Annotated in this window: 19 protein-coding genes; 13 read left to right on the plus strand and 6 right to left on the minus strand. The window is 67.4% G+C overall.

The features are described from left to right. Nucleotides 1–55 precede the first annotated feature (55 nt). From Q0044_RS06540 to Q0044_RS06565, 6 genes are all read left to right on the plus strand, one after another. Complete coding sequence (locus Q0044_RS06540) at nt 56–1,297, plus strand: putative DNA modification/repair radical SAM protein (RefSeq protein ID WP_298160909.1); 1,242 nt, start codon at nt 56–58, stop codon at nt 1,295–1,297. Further along, entirely contained in the window at nt 1,297–2,850 is a 1,554-nt protein-coding gene (locus tag Q0044_RS06545) for a UdgX family uracil-DNA binding protein (protein ID WP_298160911.1), read from the plus strand. Before Q0044_RS06540 ends, Q0044_RS06545 begins: the two co-directional genes overlap by 1 nt. A gap of 106 nt (nt 2,851–2,956) precedes the next feature. Beyond that, the gene (locus Q0044_RS06550) at nt 2,957–4,075 is read left to right on the plus strand and encodes an MlaE family ABC transporter permease (protein ID WP_298160912.1); all 1,119 of its coding nucleotides are present in this window, start codon (nt 2,957–2,959) and stop codon (nt 4,073–4,075) included. Continuing rightward, nucleotides 4,072–4,890 carry an ABC transporter ATP-binding protein gene (locus Q0044_RS06555; RefSeq protein WP_524536153.1) on the plus strand — a complete coding sequence of 273 codons (819 nt, stop codon included), beginning with the start codon at nt 4,072–4,074 and terminating at the stop codon, nt 4,888–4,890. Before Q0044_RS06550 ends, Q0044_RS06555 begins: the two co-directional genes overlap by 4 nt. Nucleotides 4,891–4,899: 9 nt before the next feature. After that, nucleotides 4,900–5,838 carry an MlaD family protein gene (locus Q0044_RS06560; protein WP_298160914.1) on the plus strand — a complete coding sequence of 313 codons (939 nt, stop codon included), beginning with the start codon at nt 4,900–4,902 and terminating at the stop codon, nt 5,836–5,838. Next, the gene (locus tag Q0044_RS06565; RefSeq protein WP_298160916.1) at nt 5,835–6,440 is read left to right on the plus strand and encodes an ABC-type transport auxiliary lipoprotein family protein; all 606 of its coding nucleotides are present in this window, start codon (nt 5,835–5,837) and stop codon (nt 6,438–6,440) included. Before Q0044_RS06560 ends, Q0044_RS06565 begins: the two co-directional genes overlap by 4 nt. 90 nt (nt 6,441–6,530) lie before the next feature. Here Q0044_RS06565 and Q0044_RS06570 read toward each other — a convergent pair whose 3' ends face one another. Genes Q0044_RS06570 through Q0044_RS06585 form a run of 4 tightly spaced genes read right to left on the minus strand, consistent with a single transcriptional unit; the run spans nt 6,531 to nt 9,573 of the window. Next, a complete protein-coding gene (locus tag Q0044_RS06570) occupies nt 6,531–7,766 on the minus strand; it encodes a toxic anion resistance protein (protein ID WP_298160918.1) in 1,236 nt (411 codons plus the stop codon). Between the two features lie 43 nt (nt 7,767–7,809). Next, nucleotides 7,810–8,469 (minus strand): 3-oxoacid CoA-transferase subunit B, encoded by a 660-nt coding sequence (locus Q0044_RS06575; protein WP_298160919.1) that lies wholly within the window; start codon nt 8,467–8,469, stop codon nt 7,810–7,812. After that, nucleotides 8,469–8,876, minus strand: a complete 408-nt coding sequence (locus tag Q0044_RS06580) for a carboxymuconolactone decarboxylase family protein (RefSeq protein ID WP_298160921.1) — start codon at nt 8,874–8,876, stop codon at nt 8,469–8,471. Before Q0044_RS06580 ends, Q0044_RS06575 begins: the two co-directional genes overlap by 1 nt. After that, complete coding sequence (locus Q0044_RS06585) at nt 8,869–9,573, minus strand: CoA transferase subunit A (RefSeq protein ID WP_298160922.1); 705 nt, start codon at nt 9,571–9,573, stop codon at nt 8,869–8,871. Before Q0044_RS06585 ends, Q0044_RS06580 begins: the two co-directional genes overlap by 8 nt. A 226-nt stretch (nt 9,574–9,799) precedes the next feature. On the opposite strand from Q0044_RS06585, the gene Q0044_RS06590 reads away from it, so the two are divergent. The 6 genes from Q0044_RS06590 (at nt 9,800) to Q0044_RS06615 (ending at nt 15,202) form a co-directional block, all read left to right on the plus strand. Then, entirely contained in the window at nt 9,800–10,345 is a 546-nt protein-coding gene (locus Q0044_RS06590) for a peptidase S1 (RefSeq protein WP_298160923.1), read from the plus strand. Between the two features lie 176 nt (nt 10,346–10,521). Next, nucleotides 10,522–11,454, plus strand: coding sequence for a peptidase (locus tag Q0044_RS06595; RefSeq protein WP_298160924.1), 933 nt, complete (start codon nt 10,522–10,524; stop codon nt 11,452–11,454). Nucleotides 11,455–11,548: 94 nt separating this feature from the next. After that, a complete protein-coding gene (locus tag Q0044_RS06600) occupies nt 11,549–12,430 on the plus strand; it encodes an SGNH/GDSL hydrolase family protein (protein ID WP_298160926.1) in 882 nt (293 codons plus the stop codon). Continuing rightward, nucleotides 12,427–13,233, plus strand: a complete 807-nt coding sequence (locus Q0044_RS06605) for a GDSL-type esterase/lipase family protein (RefSeq protein WP_298160928.1) — start codon at nt 12,427–12,429, stop codon at nt 13,231–13,233. Before Q0044_RS06600 ends, Q0044_RS06605 begins: the two co-directional genes overlap by 4 nt. Beyond that, nucleotides 13,234–14,637 (plus strand): MBOAT family O-acyltransferase, encoded by a 1,404-nt coding sequence (locus Q0044_RS06610; RefSeq protein ID WP_298160929.1) that lies wholly within the window; start codon nt 13,234–13,236, stop codon nt 14,635–14,637. It begins immediately after the preceding gene. Between the two features lie 10 nt (nt 14,638–14,647). Then, nucleotides 14,648–15,202: a hypothetical protein gene (locus Q0044_RS06615; protein WP_298160930.1), complete on the plus strand. Its 555-nt coding sequence runs from the start codon at nt 14,648–14,650 to the stop codon at nt 15,200–15,202. Here the strand turns inward: Q0044_RS06615 and Q0044_RS06620 are convergent. Both Q0044_RS06620 and Q0044_RS06625 read right to left on the minus strand, forming a co-directional pair. Continuing rightward, entirely contained in the window at nt 15,177–16,730 is a 1,554-nt protein-coding gene (locus Q0044_RS06620) for a DUF1501 domain-containing protein (RefSeq protein WP_298160932.1), read from the minus strand. The genes Q0044_RS06615 and Q0044_RS06620 overlap by 26 nt on opposite strands. Beyond that, nucleotides 16,727–18,457: a DUF1800 domain-containing protein gene (locus Q0044_RS06625; protein ID WP_298160934.1), complete on the minus strand. Its 1,731-nt coding sequence runs from the start codon at nt 18,455–18,457 to the stop codon at nt 16,727–16,729. The genes Q0044_RS06620 and Q0044_RS06625 overlap by 4 nt, the downstream gene beginning before the upstream one ends. 194 nt (nt 18,458–18,651) lie before the next feature. Between Q0044_RS06625 and Q0044_RS06630 the strand changes: the two genes are divergently transcribed. Beyond that, a complete protein-coding gene (locus Q0044_RS06630; protein ID WP_298160936.1) occupies nt 18,652–21,951 on the plus strand; it encodes an amidohydrolase family protein in 3,300 nt (1,099 codons plus the stop codon). The last annotated feature ends 16 nt before the right edge of the window (nt 21,952–21,967 follow it).

A 21,967-nucleotide genomic window follows, 5' to 3' on the forward strand; every position in this document is an offset into this window, starting at 1 on the left:
GACTCTCGTACAGTCCCGCTGGACGCCGTTCCTGAAAAGGAACATAACGCGAACAATGGCGCAGCTGGATCTCAGGAAGAAGCTGTCGGTTCTGGCCGACGCGGCGAAATACGATGCATCGTGTTCATCCTCCGGCACGTCGAAACGCGACAGCCGGGGTGGCCGGGGGATCGGTTCGACCGAGGGGATGGGGATCTGTCACGCCTATACGCCGGATGGACGCTGCGTGAGCCTGCTGAAGATCCTGCTGACCAACTTCTGCATCTATGATTGCGTCTACTGCATCAACCGGGTGTCCTCGAACGTGCAGCGGGCCCGGTTCAGCGTGGACGAGGTGGTGGAGCTGACGCTCAACTTCTACCGCCGGAACTATATCGAGGGTCTGTTCCTGTCGTCTGGGATCATCCGGTCCGGCGACTACACGATGGAACAGCTGGTGCTGGTGGCGAAGACGCTGCGCGAGGTCCACGACTTCCGGGGCTACATCCATCTGAAGCTGATTCCGGACGCGGACCCGAGGCTGGTCGAGGAGGCGGGACTTTACGCCGACCGGCTGTCGGCCAATATCGAGCTGCCGCGCGACGAGGCGATGGGGCGGCTCGCGCCGCAAAAGGATGTCGGCGTCATCAAGAAGGCCATGGCCGCCGTCCGGCTCAAGGTCGACGCAGCCAGGCCCCAGAAGAAGGATCGGGTGAAGCCGCCGAAGTTCGCGCCGGCGGGCCAGTCGACCCAGTTGATCGTGGGGGCGGACGGCGCGCCGGATACGGAAATCCTCGACCGGTCGGCCTCGCTCTATGGCGGCTATGGTCTGAAGCGGGTCTACTATTCGGCGTTCAGCCCCATTCCGGATTCCAGCTCGGCCCTGCCGCTGTCGAAGCCGCCCTTGATGCGGGAACACCGGCTCTATCAGGCGGACTGGCTGATGCGGTTTTACGGCTTCTCCGCGCCAGAGATCGGTGAAGCGTCGACCGGCGGGATGCTGGACCTGGCCATCGATCCGAAGCTGGCCTGGGCATTGAACCAGAGGGCGCAGTTTCCCGTCGATGTGAACACGGCGCCGCGCGAGATGCTGTTGCGCGTTCCGGGGCTGGGGGTGAAGTCGGTCGACCGGATGATCTCGGTGCGGCGCTACCGGACCCTGAGGCTGGAGGACGTCGCGCGCCTGTGTCGCGGCATCGACAAGGTGCGGCCCTTCATCACCGCCCTAGACTGGACGCCGGGCGGGCTGACCGACGCGGCCGATCTGCGGGAGCGGCTGGTGGGCCAACCCCGGGCCGAGCAGCTGAGCCTTTTCTGATGGCGAAGGCGGAGCTGGCGCACGAGACCGATTTCGACGGCTGGCGGAAGGCCGCGCGGGCGTTTCGGCTGGCCGGGGTGGAGCCGGCGGCGGCGCGGTTCGGGGTGGAGGGGGCGGCGAGGACGGGTTCGCTGTTTGATACCGCTCATCCCCGCGAAAGCGGGGACCCAGTGCTTTCGCGAGGCAAGGTCTCTGGGATTGAGGACGGCGGCATATCGCCTGACGGCAGTGCGCCCACAGAACTGGGTCCCCGCTTTCGCGGGGATGAGCGGAAAGAGAAGGAGCAGCAGTTCCCGGTTCCCAAGGCCTTTGTCGACCTGGCGCAGGAGGTGATCCTGCATCGCTCGGCGGACCGGTTCGACCTGATGTATCGGCTGCTGTGGCGGCTCAGGGATGAGCCGGACCTGATCAAGGTCGTGTCGGATCGTGATGTCGCCGACGCGATGGAACGGGCGAAGAACGTCAGTCGGGCCTCCCACAAGATGAAGGCCTTTGTCCGGTTCCGGGCGGTTCAGGACGAGGGGGGCGAGGCCTTCGTGGCCTGGTTCGAGCCGGCGCACCGGGTGCTGGAGAAGACCGCGGGCTTTTTCGTGCGGCGGTTCACGACCATGCGGTGGTCGATCCTGACGCCCGACGGTTCCTGCCTTTGGGACGGCGAAACCCTCGACTTCGGCCCGCCGGCCAGCGCCGTCGATGCGCCACGGGAGGACGAGATCGAGGAATTCTGGAAGACCTACTACGCCTCCACCTTCAACCCGGCCCGGCTGAAGGTCCGGACGATGCAGGGCGAGATGCCCCGGCGATACTGGAAGAACCTTCCGGAGGCTTCGCTGATCCAGGACCTGGTCGCCGGGGCGCACGGCCGTGCCGATGGGATGGTCTCCAGCCAGCCCTCCGAACCCAACGCTCGCCTGGCGAAGGCTATCGCCCGGAGCGTCCGGGACGGGTCGTATGAGGAAGGGTTCGTCGCCACCAGTCTGGAGGAGCTGGGTCATGGGGCGCAGGCGTGTCGCCGATGCCCGCTCTATCGCGACGCGACACAGGCGGTCTGCGGCGAAGGGTCGAAGACGGCCCGGCTGATGATCGTCGGTGAACAGCCGGGAGACCAGGAGGATCTGGCCGGGCGGCCGTTCGTCGGACCTGCGGGCCAGGTGCTGGACGCGGCGCTGGAGGAGGCCGGGATCGACCGCGCCGGGCTCTACGTCACCAATGCGGTGAAGCACTTCAAGCACGAGCCACGGGGCAAACGGAGGCTGCACAGAACGCCGGCGACCGGCGAGGTTTCGGCCTGCCGCTGGTGGCTGGATCAGGAGCGGCGGCTGGTGCGTCCCGGGGTGACCCTGGCGCTGGGCGGCACGGCGGCGCTGGGCGTGCTGAACCGCAAGATCGCGGTGACCCAGGAGCGGGGACGGCGATTGCCGCTCGCGGACGGATCCCTGGCGATGATCACCGTGCATCCTTCCTATCTGCTGCGCATTCCCGACCCGGACGCCAGACTGCGCGAGCATGCGGCGTTCATTCGTGATCTGAAGGCCGTCCGGGACCTGCTCTGACCTTGCATAACGTCTGTTGCCGAAGGACGACGCCCCGTCCTTCATGCGGTTCCGACACGTCTTTCGGGCATGGGCGATTCGCCCGTGCTCATCTAAAGGTGGGCGAATGAGGACGGCCGATTTCCACATCGAGGACGCCAAGGGCGGCGCGACCGTGCTCAAGCTCACGGGCGACTGGACGACCATGGGAATCAACCAGGCCGCCATCCGGCTGGGCGACACCCTTGTCGGCGTCAGCATCGAACGGGTCGATCTGAGCGAACTGGGCCGGTTCGATACGGCCGGGGCCCTGGCCCTGGTGCAGGCGTCGAACTTCGCCATGCCCGCCGACGCCTTCGATACGCGGCCCGAGGCCGGGCGTGTCTATGCGATGGTCGAGACGCTGGAACGCCAGAGCGCCGCGCCGCCGAAACGCCAGGCGTCCCTCGTGCGGATCTTCTCCAAGATCGGTCACGGCGTGCACGACGCGGCTGCGGAAATGCTTCTTTCGATGGCCTTCCTCGGGCGGTTGATGGGAGCGACGGGTTCCGCCGTCCGGCACCCCGGCGCCATCCGCTGGCCGGCCTGGGTCAGCCAGGCGGAGCGGTCGGGTCTCGACGCCCTACCGATCATCGCGGTGACCAACTTCTTCATCGGCGCCGTCATCGCCTTCCTGGGCGCCAATCTGCTGACCCAGTTCGGGGCCGGGGTCTTCACGGTGCAACTGGTCGCCGTGGCCGTGCTGCGCGAACTGGCGGTCCTGATCACCGCCATCCTTCTGGCCGGCCGATCCGCCTCGTCGTTCGCCGCCGAGATCGGCTCGATGCGGATGAACCAGGAAGTCGACGCCATGCAGGTCATGGGCGTCAATCCGTTCCAGGCCCTCGTCATCCCGAGGCTGGCGGCGATGCTGGCGATGATGCCGCTGCTGACCTTCATCGGCATGGTCTCGGGCTTCCTCGGCGGTCTTCTGGTGGTCTGGAGCCAGCTCGACTACGGCCCGGCCTTCTTCTTCCAGCGCGTCAGCGAAGACCCGAACATGGGCACCCACTTGATGGTCGGCCTGGTCAAGGCGCCCGTATTCGCCGTGGTGATCGCCGCCATCGGTTGCCGACAGGGCATGGCGGTGGCCGGTGACGTGGAGAGCCTGGGCCGGCGGGTGACGGCGGCCGTGGTGCAGGCGATCTTCGCGATCATCGCCCTCGACGCCGTGTTTGCCCTGATCTTCCTGGAGCTGAACCTGTGAAGGCGTCCGGGACCACAGGAACCGAGGCCAATGACGCCGCGGTCGCCAGGAAGCCGGAGAACCTCATCGAGGTTCGCGGCCTGCTGAGCCAGTTCGGCGATCAGGTGATCCATCGCAATCTCGATCTGGACGTCGTGCGGGGCGAGGTCCTGGGCGTGGTCGGCGGGTCCGGCACCGGCAAGACGGTGCTGCTGAACTCCATCATCGGCCTCAAGGAGCCCGAGGGCGGGACCATCCGCATCTTCGGCCACGATACCGGCGATCTGACATCGGCCCAGAGCGCCGACATCGAGCGGCGCACGGGCGTGCTGTTCCAGCAGGGGGCGCTGTTCTCATCCCTGACCGTCCTCGAGAATGTCGCGTCTCCGATGGTCGAGCATACGAAACTGCCCAAGGACACGATCCGCGAACTGGCCGAGATGAAGATCGCCATGGTCGGCCTCAAGCCCGAGAGCCATCACCAGAAGCCGGCCGAGCTTTCAGGCGGGATGAAGAAGCGCGTCGGCCTGGCTCGCGCCCTGTCGCTGGATCCCGAGCTGATCTTCCTGGACGAGCCGACGGCCGGCCTGGACCCGATCGGGGCAGCGGCGTTCGATGATCTGATCCGCAAGCTGTCCGATGACCTGGGGCTGACCGTCTTCATGATCACCCACGATCTCGATAGCCTGTACGCCATCTGCGACAAGGTGGCGGTGCTGGCGGACAAGCGTGTGATCGAAAAGGCCACGGTGCAGGAGCTGGAGAAATCCGACCACCCGTGGATCAAGGAATACTTCCTGGGGCCGCGCGGACGCGCGGCGACCAGGGCGGCGTAGGGAACGACGATGGAAAGAGACGCACATTACGCCGCCGTGGGCATAGCCACCGTCGCCCTGCTGGCGGCGCTGGCGGTGTTCGCCATCTGGTTGGCCCGGCTGCAGTTCAACGACGACTACGACATCTACGACATCGTCTTCTACGGACCGGTTCGCGGCCTGTCGGAAGGCGGCGAGGTCCATTTCAACGGCATCCGCGTCGGCGAGGTCACCGACCTGAACCTGGATCCTGAAAAGGGCGACCAGGTCATCGCGCGGGTCAGGCTGGACGCCACCACGCCGGTGCGGGTCACGTCGCGCGCCCAGCTGGAGCCGCAGGGCATCACGGGCCTGAACTACATCCAGATCACGGCCGGCACCGACGGCAGCGCCCTGCTGAAGACCCAGTATCCGGACAATGTGGTGCCGGTGATCCAGTCGCAGCCGTCGCCGATCGCCGAGCTGCTGTCTGGCTCCGGCACGGTGCTGGCCCAGACCGTGGACGCCCTGAACCGGATCAACCGGGTGCTCAGCGACGACAATATCCGCAGCTTCTCGACCAGCGTGCGGAACGTTGAGGCTTTGTCGACCGAGCTGGAGGCCCGCAAGGGCATGTTCGAGGACCTGGAGCAGGCGCTGGAGAACGCCAACGGCGCCATCGCCGAATACCGCGCCCTCGGCGTCGATGCGCGCCGCCTCGTCAACGAGGACGGTGCAGAAGCGGTCCGGAACATCAACCAGGCCACGGCGGATGCGCGCTCGGCGATCGCCTCGATCAACCGCACGGCCGGCGCCATCGAGGGACCGGCAGGGGAACTCGCCACAACGGGCGTGCCGCAGTTGCTGGAAGCGATCCAGGGCCTGCAGGACGCGACGGAATCCCTGCAGGGGCTGGTGGACGACGTCCGGTCCAGTCCCCGTGACTTCATCTCCCGCCCGCCGTCCCAGGAACTGGAGGTCCAGCCGTGATCCGCTCCCTCGCTCTCGCAGCCGTCGCCGCCCTGTCCCTGTCCGGATGCGCCCTGCTGTCGTCGCCGGACCCGGTGCAGCTCTATCGCTTCGGTGACGCCGGGGGCGCCTTGACGACGTCCGTCGCCGCGCTCGTTCAGGTCAAGCTGCGGGCCCTCGAAATGCCCCAGGCGGCCCAGGGCGACCGTCTGCTGGGAGTGACCGGGTCGCAGGCCGCCTACATCGGCGGAGCCCGCTGGGTGTCGCCGGCGCTCATGCTCTACAGCGATGCGCTGGAGGCGTCGTTCGCCTCGCAGGCGCGGGCAGTGAGGCTCATCGGCCGACGTGAGCTGACGCCGACGACGCGGCTGCTGGATATCGACGTCCGGGTGTTCGAGACGCGCTACGCCTATGCGGAGGGGACGCCCACGGTGATGATCACGGCGCGGGCGCGGCTTCTGCGCTTCCCCGAACGGACGGTCGTGTCGGAGCAGACCTTCACGGTCAGCCAGCCGGCGGGCCAGAACCGGGTGTCCGCGATCGTCGAGGCCTATGACGTGGCGACGCGGGACGTCAATGCGCAGATCGTCGCCTGGACCGACGCCAACGCGGCGACCAACTGACGCCATCGGGGGCAGGCTCCGGGTCGGGCGGGCGCGTGAGCGACGTCGTCGTCAGAACCATGCAGCGGTTCCGGCCCAAACGATCGCAGGCTAGGCGGCCATGGCTGGAGCCGCCATACGCGGCGTCGAGCGGGCCTCGAGTTCGGCGCGACGGCTCAGAGCGGCGGACACTTCGCGACCGGCGACCTCAACACGATCTGCCAGGGCGGATGTGGCGTTCGACAGACGGACGCGGTCCGGCCTGACCTTTTTCGCCTTCTTGCCCGACAGGCCGAGGGCGTCCTGCCAGTCCGCGCGCCAGGCTTCCACCCCGTCGCAGACCGCCTTGAGCGCCGCAGGCGTTCGGCAGTCGGCGTTCTGGGCCGCCCGCATCAGGGGCAGGCGGCCGATGGCGGTGGCGCGCAGGGTCTCGAGCGCGGCCAGTCGCGTCTCCAGCGGATGGGGCAGGGAGGTGACGGGGGCGAGCGAAGGGACGGGTTCAGGCTCGCTCTGAAGTCCGGTCTCGGCCGGGGGGGCGATTTCGCGTTCCGGCCCGTCCGCGGCTTCGGTTGCGATCGCCACGACTTCGTCGGGTTCGGAGGCCTCCGTCGGAACAGCGACGCCGGCTGCTTCGACCGCCTCGGACTGGACCACCGCGGGCGGGACGGTTTCGGCTTCGGACTGGGCATCGGAGAGGGTCGCAGTGTCCAGCGGCTCGCCGACGCTGTTTTCTTCAAGGGCATGCAGGGCTTCGGCGTCGGCCTGGGCCTCGATCGCTTCGTGAGCCGCCTCGACAGGGGCGGGGGCGACGACCGCCTCAACCGGTGCGCCGGCTTCGGCGACCGATGCGGGGGCTTCGTTGGCCAGCCAGCCGCGGGCGGCTGCGATATGTGCGTCCAGTTCCGCTATGGCGTCGCGGGTCTCGGACCAGAGGCTTTCCAGAGCCGTTTCCTTGCGGGCGAGGGCGGCGGCGCGGTCTCCGATTTCGCCGGCGGACTGGCTTACGGCGGCGGCGGCGGCGGCGTAGCCCGTGCGGAAGGCCTTCAGCCTCCGGGTCCGGCTGTCGAACAGGCCGGCAAGGCCTCCGCGCGGCGTCAGGCGGGCGGGGTCGAGGCCGGCGACACGGTCGCGGATGTGATCCAGCAGCAGGCGGCATTCACCGAGGTCGCCGGAGCGAGTCTCGGCCAGGGCGCGGTCGTTCAGGGCGGCGAGGGCGGCGCGGGCGGTCTCGCCGAATGCAGCGCAGGTCTCGGGCTCGTCGACGATTGTGTATCGGATCGCCGCCACGCGCGCAGGATCCGGCTTCGGCGCACCGCCCGGCGGACTGATCGACCCCGCAACACCCATGTCACCCTCCGTCTCGCGTCCCGATGGACGCGCCCCGGATTAACTATGCCGCAGCTTTGAGGGATTGGGAAACCGTGTAGGTCGCTTCGGTCTTTGCGGCGACTTCCTCGAGCGTCACGCCGTCCGCCAGCTCGATCAGTTCAAGGCCCGCGCCGTCCGGCTTGACGTCGAAGACGGCGAGGTCGGTGATGATGCGGCTGACCACGCCCGTGCCGGTCAGGGGCAGGCTGCATGCCTTGAGCACCTTGGACTGGCCGTGCTTGTTGGCGTGTTCCATGACCACGACGACGCGCTTGACGCCCGCGACCAGGTCCATGGCGCCGCCCATGCCCTTCACCAGCTTGCCCGGGATCATCCAGTTGGCGATGTCGCCGTTCTCGGCCACTTCCATGGCGCCGAGGATCGACAGGTTGATGTGGCCGCCCCGGATCATGGCGAAGCTGTCGGCCGAGGAGAAATAGCTGCTCTCGGGGATCTCCGTGATCGTCTGCTTGCCGGCGTTGATCAGGTCGGCGTCGACGTCCTCGTCATAGGGGAAGGGGCCCATGCCGAGCATGCCGTTCTCGGACTGGAGGGTGACCTCCATCCCGGCCGGAATGTAGTTGGCGACCAAAGTCGGGATGCCGATGCCGAGGTTCACATAGAAGCCGTCCTGCAGTTCCTGGGCGGCGCGTTCGGCGAGCTGTTCGCGGGTGCGGGGCATCAGAGTTCTCCGGAAGAGGGCAGGGGGCTGACGCCCCGGTCGGCGAAGACGCGTTTGGCGACGCGCAGGGCATTGGTGGCGGCGGGGAAGCCCGCGTAGATGGCGACCTGCATCAGGGCCTCGACGATCTCGCGCGGGGTGATCCCGACCGAGAGGGCGCCGTTGATGTGGCCCTTCAACTGGTCGACCGGATGGCCGAGGCCGGCGAGGATGCCGAGGGTGACGAACTGGCGGCTTTTCGGATCGAGGCCCGGCCGGCTCATCATCTCGCCGTAGCCGAACTCCACCATCATGTCGGCGAAGTCGGGGGCGATGGGCGCCATGCCCTTGCGCAGGGCCGCTTCGAGCCCCGGATCCAGGGTCGCCATATAGGCCGCGCCCCGTTCGGCGCGTTCGGCGTCAGGCATCGGCGTGCTGGCGGATGGTGCGCTGTTCGATCCGCTTCTCGAACGTACCCTTGATGATGCGATCGACGTAGACGCCCGGGGTGTGGATGTTGTCCGGGTCGAGGGAACCGACGGGGACGATCTCCTCCACCTCGACCACGGTGACCTTGCCGGCCGTGGCCATCATCGGGTTGAAGTTGCGCGCGGTCTTGCGGAAGACGAGGTTGCCGCGCTCGTCGGCCTTCCAGGCCTTGACGATGGCCAGGTCGGCGACGAGGCCGGTCTCCATGACGTAGTCCCGGCCGTCGAAATTGCGAACCTCCTTGCCCTCGGCGACCAGGGTGCCGACGCCGGTGGCGGTGAAGAAGGCCGGGATGCCGGCACCGCCCGCGCGGATCCGCTCGGCCAGGGTGCCCTGCGGGTTGAACTCGAGTTGCAGCTCGCCGGCCAGGTACTGGCGTTCGAACTCCTTGTTCTCGCCGACATAGGACGAGATCATTTTCGCGATCTGGCGCGTCTCCAGAAGCTGGCCGAGGCCGAAGCCGTCCACGCCCGCGTTATTGGAGATGACGGTCAGACCCTTCACGCCCGAGGCCTTCAGACCGGCGATCAGGTTCTCCGGGATGCCGCACAGGCCGAAGCCGCCGGACATGACGGTCATGCCGTCGAACGTCAGGCCCTCGAGCGCCGCAGCGGCGTCGGTGAAGATCTTGCGCATCGCTTCCTCGTTTTATTTCACCGACAGATGAATATCGGTGGCTTTGACGCTCCTTACGGCGGTCGGGGCGCGGGGGCAAGGTAGCGAGGTGACGCGCGGAGCGCCAACGTTAACCGGGCAGACGGGCTGCCTGACGATTTCCGACGCGCGTCGGGTCCACGGTTGTGGTCAGGGCATCAATGATCTTTGATGCCCTGGGGGCGAGGGGTCCCGGGGGGAAGATGTGATGCGGATCATTCTGGCGCTGGGCGCACTGGCGATCATCGGCCTGTCTGGCTGCGTCGAGGATCCCTATGGCTATGGCGGCGGCTATGGGCCGGGCCCGGCCTATGGCGGTGGAGGCTACGGCAGCGGAAACTACGGCGGCGGCAATGGCGCGCCTGACCCGAGCGCCCGGGCCAACTATGGCGAGGAGTATCTGGAATCCGGGTTCGACGACGATCCCTATACCGTCCAGGTGACGTCCGGCGGCGATATCGATGCGTCGAGCCTCGGCGGAGAGTGCGTGGGCATGATCTCGCGGGCACCGGACTTCCAGCTGACCTATGACGCCGGCAGCCTGCCTCTGACGTTCGGGGTGTCGAGCTACCAGGACGCGACCCTGGTCATCAACGGTCCGGACGGCAGCTGGTACTGCGACGACGATTCGGGCGGCGGGACGGATCCGGAGGTCAGCTTCTACCGGCCGCAATCGGGCGTGTATGATGTCTGGGTCGGCGCGTTCGACGGCGACGGCGGAGACGCGGAACTGTTCATCACCGAGCTTCAGTGATCCGGCAGTTGTCTTTGACCAGGGGATGATATCTGATCCGCCACCGTGGCGGATCGCGCGCCTCATTCATTTTGACGAAGACGTCCCGCACGGGCGGGATGACATTATGGCGAGTACGGGCGACGGGCGTCGCCCAGGGGAGACAGGTTATGAAGACGGGCTTTCGGTTTGCCTTGATGATCGGCGCCGCTCTGGCGCTGTCGGCGGGCGCATCTGTCGCGGCGCCGCAGAGCGGACAAAAGGGTCAGAAGGGCCAGACTCCGTCGGTCGACATCAGCCAGAACCCCACCTTCGGCTCGGCCAGGCTGAGTTCCGGTTTCACGCCCGATCCTTACCGCGTCGACATCTATTCCGGTGGTCCCGTCGACGCCACGACGGTGGCCAACGGCTGCGTCGGCATGGTCGCCGCCGCTCCGGACTTCGAACTGTCCTATAGCGCGGGCAGCCTGCCGCTGATCTTCGGCGTCACCAGCGACAATGACACGACCCTGGTCATCAACGGCCCGAACGGGCGGTGGTATTGCGACGACGACAGCGGCGACGGCACCAACCCGCTGATGTCGATCCCCGATCCGCAATCGGGCGTGTACGACGTGTTCGTCGGCGCCTTTGGCGGCAACGGCGGGTCGGCGCAGCTGTACATCACCGAGCTGAGCGGCAACGCCGGCGGTGGCGGCGGTGATCGGAGCAATTATGCCGGCGCGGTCGACCCTTTCGAGGCGGCCAACTATGGCACGGTGACGCTGAGCGCCGGCTTCACGCCCGACCCGCAAAGAATCTCCATGCGCGCCGGCGGCAGCATCGACGCCCAGAACATCGCTTCGCACTGCCGGGGCTTCGTCACGCGCGCGCCGGACGTCGAGCTGAGCTACAGCGCCGGCAGTCTGCCTCTGATCCTCAGCGTGGAGAGCACCAGCGACACGACCCTGGTCGTCAACTCGCCCGATGGTCTCTGGTACTGCGACGATGACAGCGGCAACAGCGGATCCAATCCGTCGCTGCGCATCGAAAATCCGGCGAGCGGCACCTACGACATCTGGGTCGGCACCTACAGCTCGGGCATGAGCCAGCCGGCGCGGCTGGATATCAGTGAGCTCTATTCCAACTAGCCCTTATTCCTCGTGTGTGACGGGTGCGGCATGGCGGCGTCGACGGCAGCCGGGCTATAGGAAGGCCTGAGTTTTCCCGGTCAGGGTGGAACGTTTGCGCGCGGGCATCAATGCAGTGACGGCGGCCCTCGTCATCGGGGTCCTGATCGGTCTGGCGCTTACGCCGGACGGTCGCAGCTGGCTGCGCCGCCCGACCCTGATGCTGGGTGGAGCGGCCAATGCCTCCGCCGGCCCCCCTACGACGTCGGTTTCACCCGCGGCCCTGCCGGTAACGGCGGCTGCGGCGCCGATCCTGACACCCCTCGCCGCGATGGCCGCCAGCGGACATCTGAGGATCGGGGTGTTCGGAGATTCCATGGCCGACGGCCTGTGGACGAGCCTCTATCGCGAGATGCGCGACCAGCCGGGTGTGACGGTGACCCGGTTCAGCGAGGTTTCCACAGGGCTCAGCCGCTACGACTACGTCGACATCCAGGCCAAGACAGCGCGCCAGATCGCCGAACAGCCGGTCGATGCGGCGGTGATCCTGTTCGGCACCAACGACGCCCAGGGCATCAGCATCGACGGCGAGATCCACGACTTCGGCACCGACGGCTGGAAGGCCGCCTATGCCAGGCGGGTCGACGACCTGGTGGCGCTGCTGCGGGGCCGCAACATCGCCGTCTACTGGGTCGGCTTGCCGGCGATGAAACGCGCCGGCTTCGACGCGAAGATGATGCTGATCAACGAGGTCGTGTCTGCGCGGATGCAGGCCCTCGGCGTCCCCTGGCTCGAGACCGAGAGCCTCACCCAGAACGCCGAGGGCGAATACGACGCCTACCTGCCAGAGACTGGCACAGGACGCCGGCGGCTGATGCGGGCCAATGACGGGATCCACATGTCGACGGCCGGCTATCAGCGGATCACCGAGCCGGTCGCCGCGCGGCTGAAGCGGGATGCGGGACTGGCCAGCCCGGTCGCAGACCCGGCGACGTGATCCGGGCAACCGCTCTCGTTTTCGGCCTGGCGCTGGCGGACTCTGCGGTCGCGCAGGAACGTCCCTATACCGCCCTGCCTTCGCCGGTCAGTGCGACCTGCCCCGGCGGGCTGTGTCAGCCGGAGGGTCTGCTCGCGTTCTTCGGCGCCATCGGGCAACGTCGACCTGTGACCATCGTCCAGTTCGGCGACAGCCACACGGCAGGGGGGGATATCACCCGGTCGCTGCTCTGGCGGTTGCAAAGCCGGTTCCAGGGCGTGCCGATCCGGCTTCAGGCCCATGGCGTGGTCGGGGCGACGCTGAACGGGATGGCCGGGCGGGAAGAGCTGTTCGACGACGGCGAGGCGCGACCGGACCTGGTCATTATCGCCTACGGCACCAACGAGGGGTTCGACGATCTGCTCGATCCGGGCACCTATGAGCGGCTGTTGCGGAGCCAGATCGAAAGGGTGCGGGAGACATCGCCGGGAACGGCCATCCTGATCCTGGGCGCGCCCGAGGCGATGCGCGGGGACGGAGGCGGGCGCTGTCCCGGCGATACGGATCATCGCTGGAAGGCGCCGGAGATGCTCTCCGTGGTGCGGGACCTGCAGCATCGGGTTGCGGCGTCGACGGGCGTCGCGTTCTGGGACTGGAGGGGCCGCATGGGAGGAGACTGTTCAGCCTTCGCCCTGACCCGGGGAGAGGCCCCGCTCATGCGCGGCGACCATGTTCATTTCACCGGCCCGGGCGGCGACTGGATCGGATCCCTGCTGGCCGCTGATATCCTGGCGGCATACGACCGGCGCGCAGGGGGGCGGTAGGTGCTCTTTCCGACGCTGGCGTTCGGCGTGTTCTTCCTGTTCGTCTATTTCACCGCCTGGTCGCTGGATCGCGACAATGGGCGGCGCAAGCTGTTCCTGCTGCTGGCCAGCTGGTTCTTCTACGCCCAGTGGGACTGGCGGTTCGTCGCCCTGCTGATCGCCTCCGCTGTCCTGAACTGGGGCGTCGCGGTGCTGATCGCGCGGTCCGAGGAGCAGGAGCGGCGCAAATGGCTGGTCGGCCTCGGTGTCGCCTGCAACCTGCTGATCCTCGGCTTTTTCAAATACTACGGCTTCTTCGTCGAGCAGGCGGGCGACCTGCTCAACCGGTTCGGTTGGGAGCGGGACCTGCCGCTGCTGCAGATCGTCCTGCCCGTCGGGATCAGCTTCTTCACCTTCCAGGGCATCAGCTACGTCGTCGACGTGCATCGCGGGAAGACGCCGGTGGCGAAGTCCCTGCTGGACGTCATGCTGCTGATGAGTTTCTTCCCGCATCTGGTGGCCGGGCCGATCGTGCGGGCATCGGACCTGCTGCCGCAGTTCGACCGCGCCCCGCGGCTGACGCGGGAGATGGCGACGCACGGCCTGTTGCTGATCTGCTGGGGCCTGTTCAAGAAGACGGTGATCGCGTCCGAGCTGTCGGTCCGGCTGGTCGATCCGGTCTTCTTCGACCCGACCGCCTACGGGACGCTGGACCTGCTGGCGGCGGTCTATGGCTATGCGGTCCAGATCTATTGCGACTTTTCGGCTTACTCAGACATGGCGATCGGGATCGCGGCCCTGCTCGGCTATTCCTTCCCGCGCAATTTCGACCAGCCGTATCGCGCCAGCTCGATGCAGGACTTCTGGCGGCGGTGGCATATCAGCCTGTCGAGCTGGCTGCGCGACTACCTCTATGTGCCGCTGGGGGGCGGCAGGAAGGGGCTGGTCCGGTCGTGCCTGAACGTCTTCATCACCATGCTGCTGGGCGGGCTCTGGCACGGGGCGGCCTGGACCTTCGTGGCCTGGGGCGCGCTGCACGGCGGGGTGCAGGTGGTGGAGCGGCTGGGTCGATCGGTGCTTGGCGAGGGCAGGGGGCCGCCGGCCTGGCTCGGCGTGCTGGTCACCTTCCACATCGTTTGCCTCGGGTGGATCCTGTTCCGGGCCGAGACCTTCCCGATGGCGATGGAGGTGCTGACGGGTCTGGGCCGGTTCCAGGCGGCGACCCTGGTGACGCCCTTTTTGCTGACGTTGATCGTCGGCGGCCTGGCCATGCACTGGCTGCCGCCACGTGCTGCCGAGGGCCTCGCGACCTGGATGAAACCGGCCCCGTCCGTGACGATAGGTCTGCTGGTCGGCGCGGCCATCCTGCTGGTCGAGGCCGTGCGACCGGACGGCGTGGCGCCCTTCATCTATTTCCAGTTCTGAGGGAGGCGATATGAGCGACCATCCCGACGATCCGGAAATCCCGCTGGCGCCCTTCCCGACGGCCATCCCGGCCAATCCCTTTCCGCCGCTGGAGGGGGAAGTCGAGCCCTGGCTCGATGACCCGGTCGAGGACGTCGGGCAGGATTCGCCCGTCCCGGATGCAAGGGGCGACCGGATCGAAGCCGCGGACGCGTCTGACCGGCCGACCGCGCCGGAGCCCGTGAACCGGCTGCTGGCCCTGGGGCGTTTCGCCTTTCCGCCGGGAGAGCCGCCGGACGAGGAAGGCGTCGCCGCGCGCGACCGTCGCTGGACCAGCCGGATCCTTCTACTGGCGACCGTCTTTCTGCTGATCTTCAACTCCGTGTCGATCCAGAACTGGTCGCGCCAGCAGGCGCCGGGCTGGGTCACGACGACCGTGCGGCGGCTGGCCGATGTCTGGGCCGAACAGATCGCCCAGCTGGGCACCGATCAGCCGAGACAGGCCGTCCGTGACAGCTACGAGGCGGCGCGGGACGCGGAGTGGGCGGGAAACCCCGACGCTAGAGGAAGCCCAGGCCCCGGGTGACCATGTTCCTGAGGTTCGGGAAGATCAGGTCGAGGTTGGTTTCCGACACACCCATCCAGCGGCCGAAGGTGGCGGCATACTGATCCACCGAGGTGGTCGGGATCAGGTAGGATGAGGTCATGTCCGGGTTACGGAAGGCCGTTCCCTGGTCCATGCCGACGGTCGGGAACTGGCCATAGATGTCGCCCCCCCTGACCGCGCCGCCCATCACCAGATGGTGGCCGCCCCAGGCGTGGTCAGTGCCGTCGCCGTTGGTGGTGAAGGTCCGCGAGAAGTCCGATGCCGTGAAGGTCGTGACCGACTCGCGCATGTTGACGCCGCCGATGTTGCCGAGGGCCTCATCGAAATAGGAGAGGGCGGAGGCGACCTTCGACAGGTTGTTCGGCTGGGCTGTGTTCTGGACGTCGTGGCTGTCCCAGCCGCCGAGGCTGACGAAGAAGACCTGACGCTTGACCCCCAGGGTGGGGGCGGCCGCGATCATACGCGCGACGGTCTGGAGCTGGACCGCCAGGGAGTTGGTCTCGGTCGCTCCGCTGATCGGGTTGCGATAGGCGGGCGCCGCCAGAACCCCGGTGACGGCAGGGGTGGTGAAGGTGGAGTTCAGGGACGTCGCCGCGCCGATGGAGCGGTCGGTGGTGGTGGCGTAGTCGGCGGCGAACAGGCTGGCCGCCGAGGTGTCCCGGATCATCTCGCGCACGCGACCGGGCGCGACACTGGATCCGAACAGGCTTGTTCCGGACTGGCCGTTGATCACGATGGCCGGCTGGGCCCCCGTGCTCATCTGGTACTGGACGACGTCGTTGCCCGACAGGAAGACGGCGTTGCCGGCCGTGGAAACGGCGGTGAAGACGGCGTTCGTTCCGTTCGTGCCCGTGAGCAGGTCACTGAAGGCGCCGCCCCAGCCCAGCTGGGCGCCTTCGGTGCGGCCGGCCTGCCAGGTGGACTGCTGATCGTTGTGCGAGAAGAGGTTGGTCGGCAGGGTGACGCTGCGCGCCTCGTACTGGGCCCGGGTGACCGGGCGGACCAGGGTGCCGATGTTGGCGACGACCGCCAGGCGACCGGCGTCGAACAGGGTCTTCACCGGGCCCATGAACGGATGCAGGCCGAAGGTCCGGGTCGAGGCGTTGGTCCCGGCCGGGATCGCCTGGATCGTGCGCGGAACGATGGGCAGGACGCCGCCCCAGGCCTCGGGCCTCGCAGCGGCGGAGACCCGGCCGGTCAGGGTGTTGGTCGCGCCGATCGGGGTCGGGGCCATGCCCGCCGGCATCAGGGCGATCGGATCGGCCCCGGTGTTGCGGGTTGCGAAATAGCGACCCCAGGAGTCCTGGTCGGTCGCCAGGACCATGTTGTTCGCGTCGTTTCCGCCGAACAGGAAGACACAGACCAGGGCCTTGTAGTCGGGCGCGCTCTGGCTGACGGCGGCCCCTGCCGCGGCGAGCTGGGCCGCGAAGGGCGCCGCAGCGCCCAGAATGGACAGGCCGCCGCCGACGCGCAGCAGCTGACGGCGGGTGTGGATTCCGTGGCTCATCGCTGCACCAGATATTCGGGCGAAACCATCGTCATATAGATCGCGAGCTTGGCCCGGTTGAGCTTGGCGGTGGCGATGGTCGCAGCATTGTTCGCTGTGGGCGCCGGGATCGCGACGCTGTTCACGCTCTCGATCAGTCGCGCGCGCAGGGTAGGGCTCATCTGGCCGTAGAGCAGCATCCGATCCATGCGGTCGACCAGGGTGTTGGCGTCGGCTGCGATGGCGATCTCGTTCACATAGGCCGACCGAACATCAGATCCGGAGCCGATCCCCGTGCCGATGGCCGTCTGCATGGTGTTAGCGTAGCCGGCCACCGTGACCTCGTCGACGATCTGGAACTCGGGCGCGGTCAGGCCCTGGGCACCCAGACGGGTGTTGGGCGGGACATAGCCCGGCCGGTAGAAGTTGAAGACCGAGGGCGAGGTGAGCGGCGATTGTCCGAGGGAGGTGTTGGCGCTGGTGGAGGTGATCAGGTAGCCGCCGCTGATCGAGGTCGCTCCGAAGGCCCGGATCCAGTTTGTCAGGCGGATGATCGGCTCGCGCACCTTGCCGTAGCCCGGTGTCGAGGCGAGCGAGGCGTTCCGCGCCTCGGGGTCCATCAGGATCGACTTGACCACGGCCCGCAGGTCGCCGCGCACGCCCGCGCCGTTGTTCCTGAACACGGCCGAGCAGCGCCCGACGTAGGACGGCGTCGGATTGGAGGTGACCAGCCTCTGGATCAGGCGCTGGCACATGAACGGCGGCACGTTCGGATGATTGAAGATGGCGTCGAGTGCGAGGCCGAGTTCGTTAGGCCCGTTCGCCGCGCCGCCGGGCAGGGTCACGTCCAGAAAGGTCTTGGCCGTGATCGAGTGGTAATTCGCATAGTAGATCATCGGCCGGACCGAAGCGTCGACGTTGCGCGAACCACCGAAAAAGGTGCTGTTGGTCGGGGACGGATGGTACCAGCTGTAGCCGGTGAAGACCTTGGCCAGGTTGGACACATCTTCGGCCGTGTAGGTCGGGATCGTCGCCCCGGTCCCGTCGCGGCTGAGGGTCCCGTCGGGCTCCAGCTCGTAGGTGCCGATCGACATCAGCTGCAGGACTTCGCGGGCGAAATTCTCGTCGGGTTTGCGCCCGGAGGCCGTGTCTTCCCTCTGGTTCGCCAGATGGGTCAGGTAGCGCCCCATCATCGGATGAAGGGCGACCTGCTGCAGCAGGGTGCGATAGTTGCCGAAGGCGTTGGCCCCCAGCATATCGTAGTAGGATGCCGCGCCGCGTGTATCGACCGCGGCATCCACCAGGGAGATGACGAAGATCTCCGACAGGGCCAGTTTCATCCGCTCGCGCAGCTGGGCCCGGCTGGTGGAGGCGTAGAGCCAGTAGCTTTCGTAGAACTGGTTCGCGCTCAGGCTCGCCGAGGGGTTGGTCAGCAGCATCTGGGCCAGGCGGTTGTCGACATAGGCCAGATGCGACGACGACACCGCGTTGAACTCGCCCTCCAGCCAGGCGTCGTAGCCCTTGGCCATGACCGTCTTGATGTCGTTGTCGGTTGGTCCGAACGTCGCCTGGGTCAGGAAACGCGCCGCTGCTGCGGCATCCTGCGGGTTGCTCTCGACGGGAGTCGTGCCCTGGCGGCCATCGGCGAATATGGCGAACGTGCGGCCGTCGCCACAGGAGGCCAGTCCAACAACCAGCAGGGCTGACAATGCGCAGGCGCGCAGGCTCTTCAGTATCTGATGTGGCAAGAACGGTCCCCCGACCAGCTTTGCAATACTTCAAGCAGATGAACGACGCCTGCTGGCATTACACCAGCACGGTGAATTGTTTCCGTATAACCCCTTCACGTCTTCGTGCACAGCTTTCCCGGTGACGGGGCCTATCGCCAAAGGGCGACAGCCTGTCCTACAGATGCCGGAACAAGCGTTTGGGGAACCTTCATATGCTGATGCGTGTCGTGCTGAGCGCCGTTGTGGCTTTGTCTGTGGCCAATACGGGATGGGCCCAGACGGCGCAGCCGTCGCCCGTGATCGCACCGGCCGGGCCGCCGGTGGCAGAAGCCGAGGCCGAGACTCCGAAGTGGGACGTGCAGAACCCGCCCGGACCGGCGCATGACGCCGCCATCGACGTCACCGAAGGCACCTGGATGGCGCTGGACGTCAGCCCCGACGGCCGGGAGATCGTCTTCGACCTGCTGGGCGACATCTATGTGATGCCGATCGGCGGCGGCGAGGCCCGGGCCATCGCCTCGGGCGTCGCCTGGGACATGCAGCCGAAATACTCGCCGGACGGGACGAAGATCGCCTTCACCTCCGACCGCGACGGGGGCGACAACATCTGGGTCATGAACCGCGACGGCTCGAACCCGACCCAGGTGTCGGACGAGAGCTTCCGCCTTCTGAACTCGCCCGACTGGTCGCCGGACGGCGAGTTCATCGTGGCGCGCAAGCATTTCACCTCGTCCCGGTCGCTCGGGGCCGGCGAGATGTGGCTTTATCACCGCTCGGGCGGGGGCGGGGTTCAACTGACCACGCGCCGGACGCAGCAGAAGGATTCGGGCGAGCCGGCTTTCTCTCCGGACGGCCGTTATCTGTATTTCTCGGATGACAACACGCCCGGAGAGACCTTCCAGTACTCCAAGGACGTCAACACCGAGATCTACGTCATCCAGCGGCTGGATCGCGAGACGGGGGAGGTCGAGGAGTTCCTCGGCGGACCCGGCGGGTCGATCCGGCCGACGCCGTCGCCGGACGGCAAGTCCCTGGCCTTCATCCGGCGCGTTCGATACCAGTCGACCCTGTTCGTCATGGATATCGAGAGCGGCCGCGAGACGGCGATCTACTCCGGTCTCGACCGCGACATGCAGGAGACCTGGGCGGTCCACGGCGTCTATCCGGCCATTAGCTGGACCCCGGACAATTCGGCCATCGTCTTCTGGGCCGGCGGCCAGATTCGTCGCATCGACGTCGCCTCGCGCGAGGTCGCGGACATCCCGTTCCATGTCGCCGACACCCGCCGCGTCGAGGAGGCCGTGCGCTTCCCGGTCGACGTCGCGCCGGATGCGTTCGATGTGAAGATGATCCGCTGGGCGCGGACGTCGCCGGACGGTTCGCGGGTGGTCTACGAGGCGCTCGGCAATCTGTGGATCAGGGACCTGCCCAACGGCGCGCCGCGTCGCCTGACGCGTCAGTCCGACCATTTCGAGCTCTATCCCAACTGGTCGCGGGACGGCCGGTCGATCGTCTACGCGACCTGGGACGACGAGGACCTGGGGACCGTCCGGGTGATCCCGGCGGCCGGCGGCGAGGGACGGGTCGTGACCTCCAGCCCGGGCCACTATATCGAGCCGACCTTCTCCCCGGATGGGCGCACCATCGTCTATCGCAAGGTGGCGGACGGGACCCTGACCTCGGGTCTCTGGAGCCGCGAGCCGGGCATCTACCGCGTTCCGACGGCGGGCGGCGAGGCCACCTTCGTCACGGACGACGGCTCGGCGCCCCAGTTCGGAGCCTCGAACGACCGCATCTATTTCACGGGGCAGGTCGAGCGGAACTCCGCGCTGAAGTCGGTCGACCTGAACGGCCATGACGAGCGGGTTCACCTGACCTCGGAATGGGCGGCGGACTATGTGCTGTCGCCGGACGAGCGGTGGATCGCCTGGACCGAGCGGTTCAACGCCTTCGTCGCCCCGTTCGCCCGGACGGGCCGGCCGGTGACCCTGTCGGCCGACGGCAAGGCCCTGCCGCAGACGCGGTTCACGCGCGACGCCGGCGACTGGCTGACCTGGTCCGGCGACTCGAGCCGTCTGAGCTGGTCGCTCGGACCGCAGCTGTTCAGCCGCGATCTGAACCAGGGCTTCGCCTTCGTCGAGGGCGCGCCGGCCGAACTGCCCAAACCGCCGGAGACCGGCATCAACCTCGGCTTCAGCCAGGCCGCCGACCGCCCGGAGGGCCGTCTGGCCCTGACCGGGGCCCGGATTGTCACCATGAACGGCGACCGCGTCATCGAAGACGGGGTCATCGTCACCAACGGCAACAGGATCGAGGCCATAGGTCCGCGCGGCGAGGTCACGGTTCCGGCCGGAGCCGTCGTCGTGGACGTGACCGGCAAGACCATCATCCCCGGCATCGTCGACGCCCACTGGCACGGCTCCATGGGGTCCGACGAGATCATTCCGCAGCAGAGCTGGGTGAACTATGCGGCGCTCGCCTTCGGGGTGACCACGATCCACGACCCGTCGAACGACACTTCGGAGATCTTCGCCCACTCCGAGTTGGCCCGCGCCGGTCGGGTGGTCGGGCCGCGGATCTTCTCGACAGGGACGATCCTGTATGGCGCGAACACCAACTTCACAGCGGTGATCAACAATCTGGACGACGCCCTGTCGACCCTGCGGCGGATGCAGGCCGTCGGGGCCTGGAGCGTCAAGAGCTACAACCAGCCGCGCCGCGACCAGCGCCAGCAGATCATCGAGGCCGCGCGCCAGCTGGGCATGAACGTCGTGCCTGAAGGCGGGTCCCTCTATCAGCACAACATGACGATGATCGTGGACGGCCACACCACGATCGAGCACTCGATCCCGGTCGCCCGGATGTACGACGACGTCCACGACCTGTGGCGGCAGTCGGACACGGCCTACAATCCGACCCTGGTCGTCGCCTACGGCGGCTCCTCCGGCGAGAACTACTGGTACCAGGAGAGCGAGGTCTGGAACCACCCGATCCTGACCCAGTACGTGCCGCGCCGTCTGCTGGACGCCCGCGCCCGTCGTCCGGTGACCCAGCCCGCCAACGAGTGGAACCACATCCAGATCGCCGAACAGGCCAAGGCGCTGAACGACCTCGGCGTCGTCGTCGAGATCGGCGCCCACGGCCAGCGCGAGGGTCTGGGCGCCCACTGGGAGATGTGGATGCTGGCCCAGGGCGGTTTCACGCCCATGGAGGCGTTGCGGGCGGGCACCCTCAACGGCGCACTGGCCCTGGGTCTGGATCGCGACATCGGCTCTCTGGAGGCGGGCAAGCTGGCCGATCTGGTGGTGCTGGACGCCAATCCGCTGGACAACATCCGCAACACCACCTCGATCCGCTACACCCTGGCCAACGGCCGGCTCTACGATGACCATATGAACGAGGTCGGGCTGCGGACGCGGGCGCGGGCGCCCTTCTGGTTCGAGAACGAGAGCGACCAGGGCTTCGCGGTCGGGGCGACCGACGCCGAAGGCCACGGTCACGGCGGAGACTGAGCCGTAACCGGCTCAT

This window comes from Brevundimonas sp. (assembly GCF_027484365.1).
Classification (GTDB): Bacteria; Pseudomonadota; Alphaproteobacteria; order Caulobacterales; family Caulobacteraceae; genus Brevundimonas.

Coding starts and splice junctions, on each gene's coding strand:
- Q0044_RS06540 (WP_298160909.1), top strand. CDS start 56: ATGGCGCAGCTGGATCTCAGGAAGAAGCTGTCGGTTCTGGCCGACGCG.
- Q0044_RS06545 (WP_298160911.1), top strand. CDS start 1,297: ATGGCGAAGGCGGAGCTGGCGCACGAGACCGATTTCGACGGCTGGCGG.
- Q0044_RS06550 (WP_298160912.1), top strand. CDS start 2,957: ATGAGGACGGCCGATTTCCACATCGAGGACGCCAAGGGCGGCGCGACC.
- Q0044_RS06560 (WP_298160914.1), top strand. CDS start 4,900: ATGGAAAGAGACGCACATTACGCCGCCGTGGGCATAGCCACCGTCGCC.
- Q0044_RS06570 (WP_298160918.1), bottom strand. CDS start 7,766: ATGGGTGTTGCGGGGTCGATCAGTCCGCCGGGCGGTGCGCCGAAGCCG.
- Q0044_RS06575 (WP_298160919.1), bottom strand. CDS start 8,469: ATGCCCCGCACCCGCGAACAGCTCGCCGAACGCGCCGCCCAGGAACTG.
- Q0044_RS06580 (WP_298160921.1), bottom strand. CDS start 8,876: ATGCCTGACGCCGAACGCGCCGAACGGGGCGCGGCCTATATGGCGACC.
- Q0044_RS06585 (WP_298160922.1), bottom strand. CDS start 9,573: ATGCGCAAGATCTTCACCGACGCCGCTGCGGCGCTCGAGGGCCTGACG.
- Q0044_RS06590 (WP_298160923.1), top strand. CDS start 9,800: ATGCGGATCATTCTGGCGCTGGGCGCACTGGCGATCATCGGCCTGTCT.
- Q0044_RS06595 (WP_298160924.1), top strand. CDS start 10,522: ATGATCGGCGCCGCTCTGGCGCTGTCGGCGGGCGCATCTGTCGCGGCG.
- Q0044_RS06615 (WP_298160930.1), top strand. CDS start 14,648: ATGAGCGACCATCCCGACGATCCGGAAATCCCGCTGGCGCCCTTCCCG.
- Q0044_RS06620 (WP_298160932.1), bottom strand. CDS start 16,730: ATGAGCCACGGAATCCACACCCGCCGTCAGCTGCTGCGCGTCGGCGGC.
- Q0044_RS06630 (WP_298160936.1), top strand. CDS start 18,652: ATGCTGATGCGTGTCGTGCTGAGCGCCGTTGTGGCTTTGTCTGTGGCC.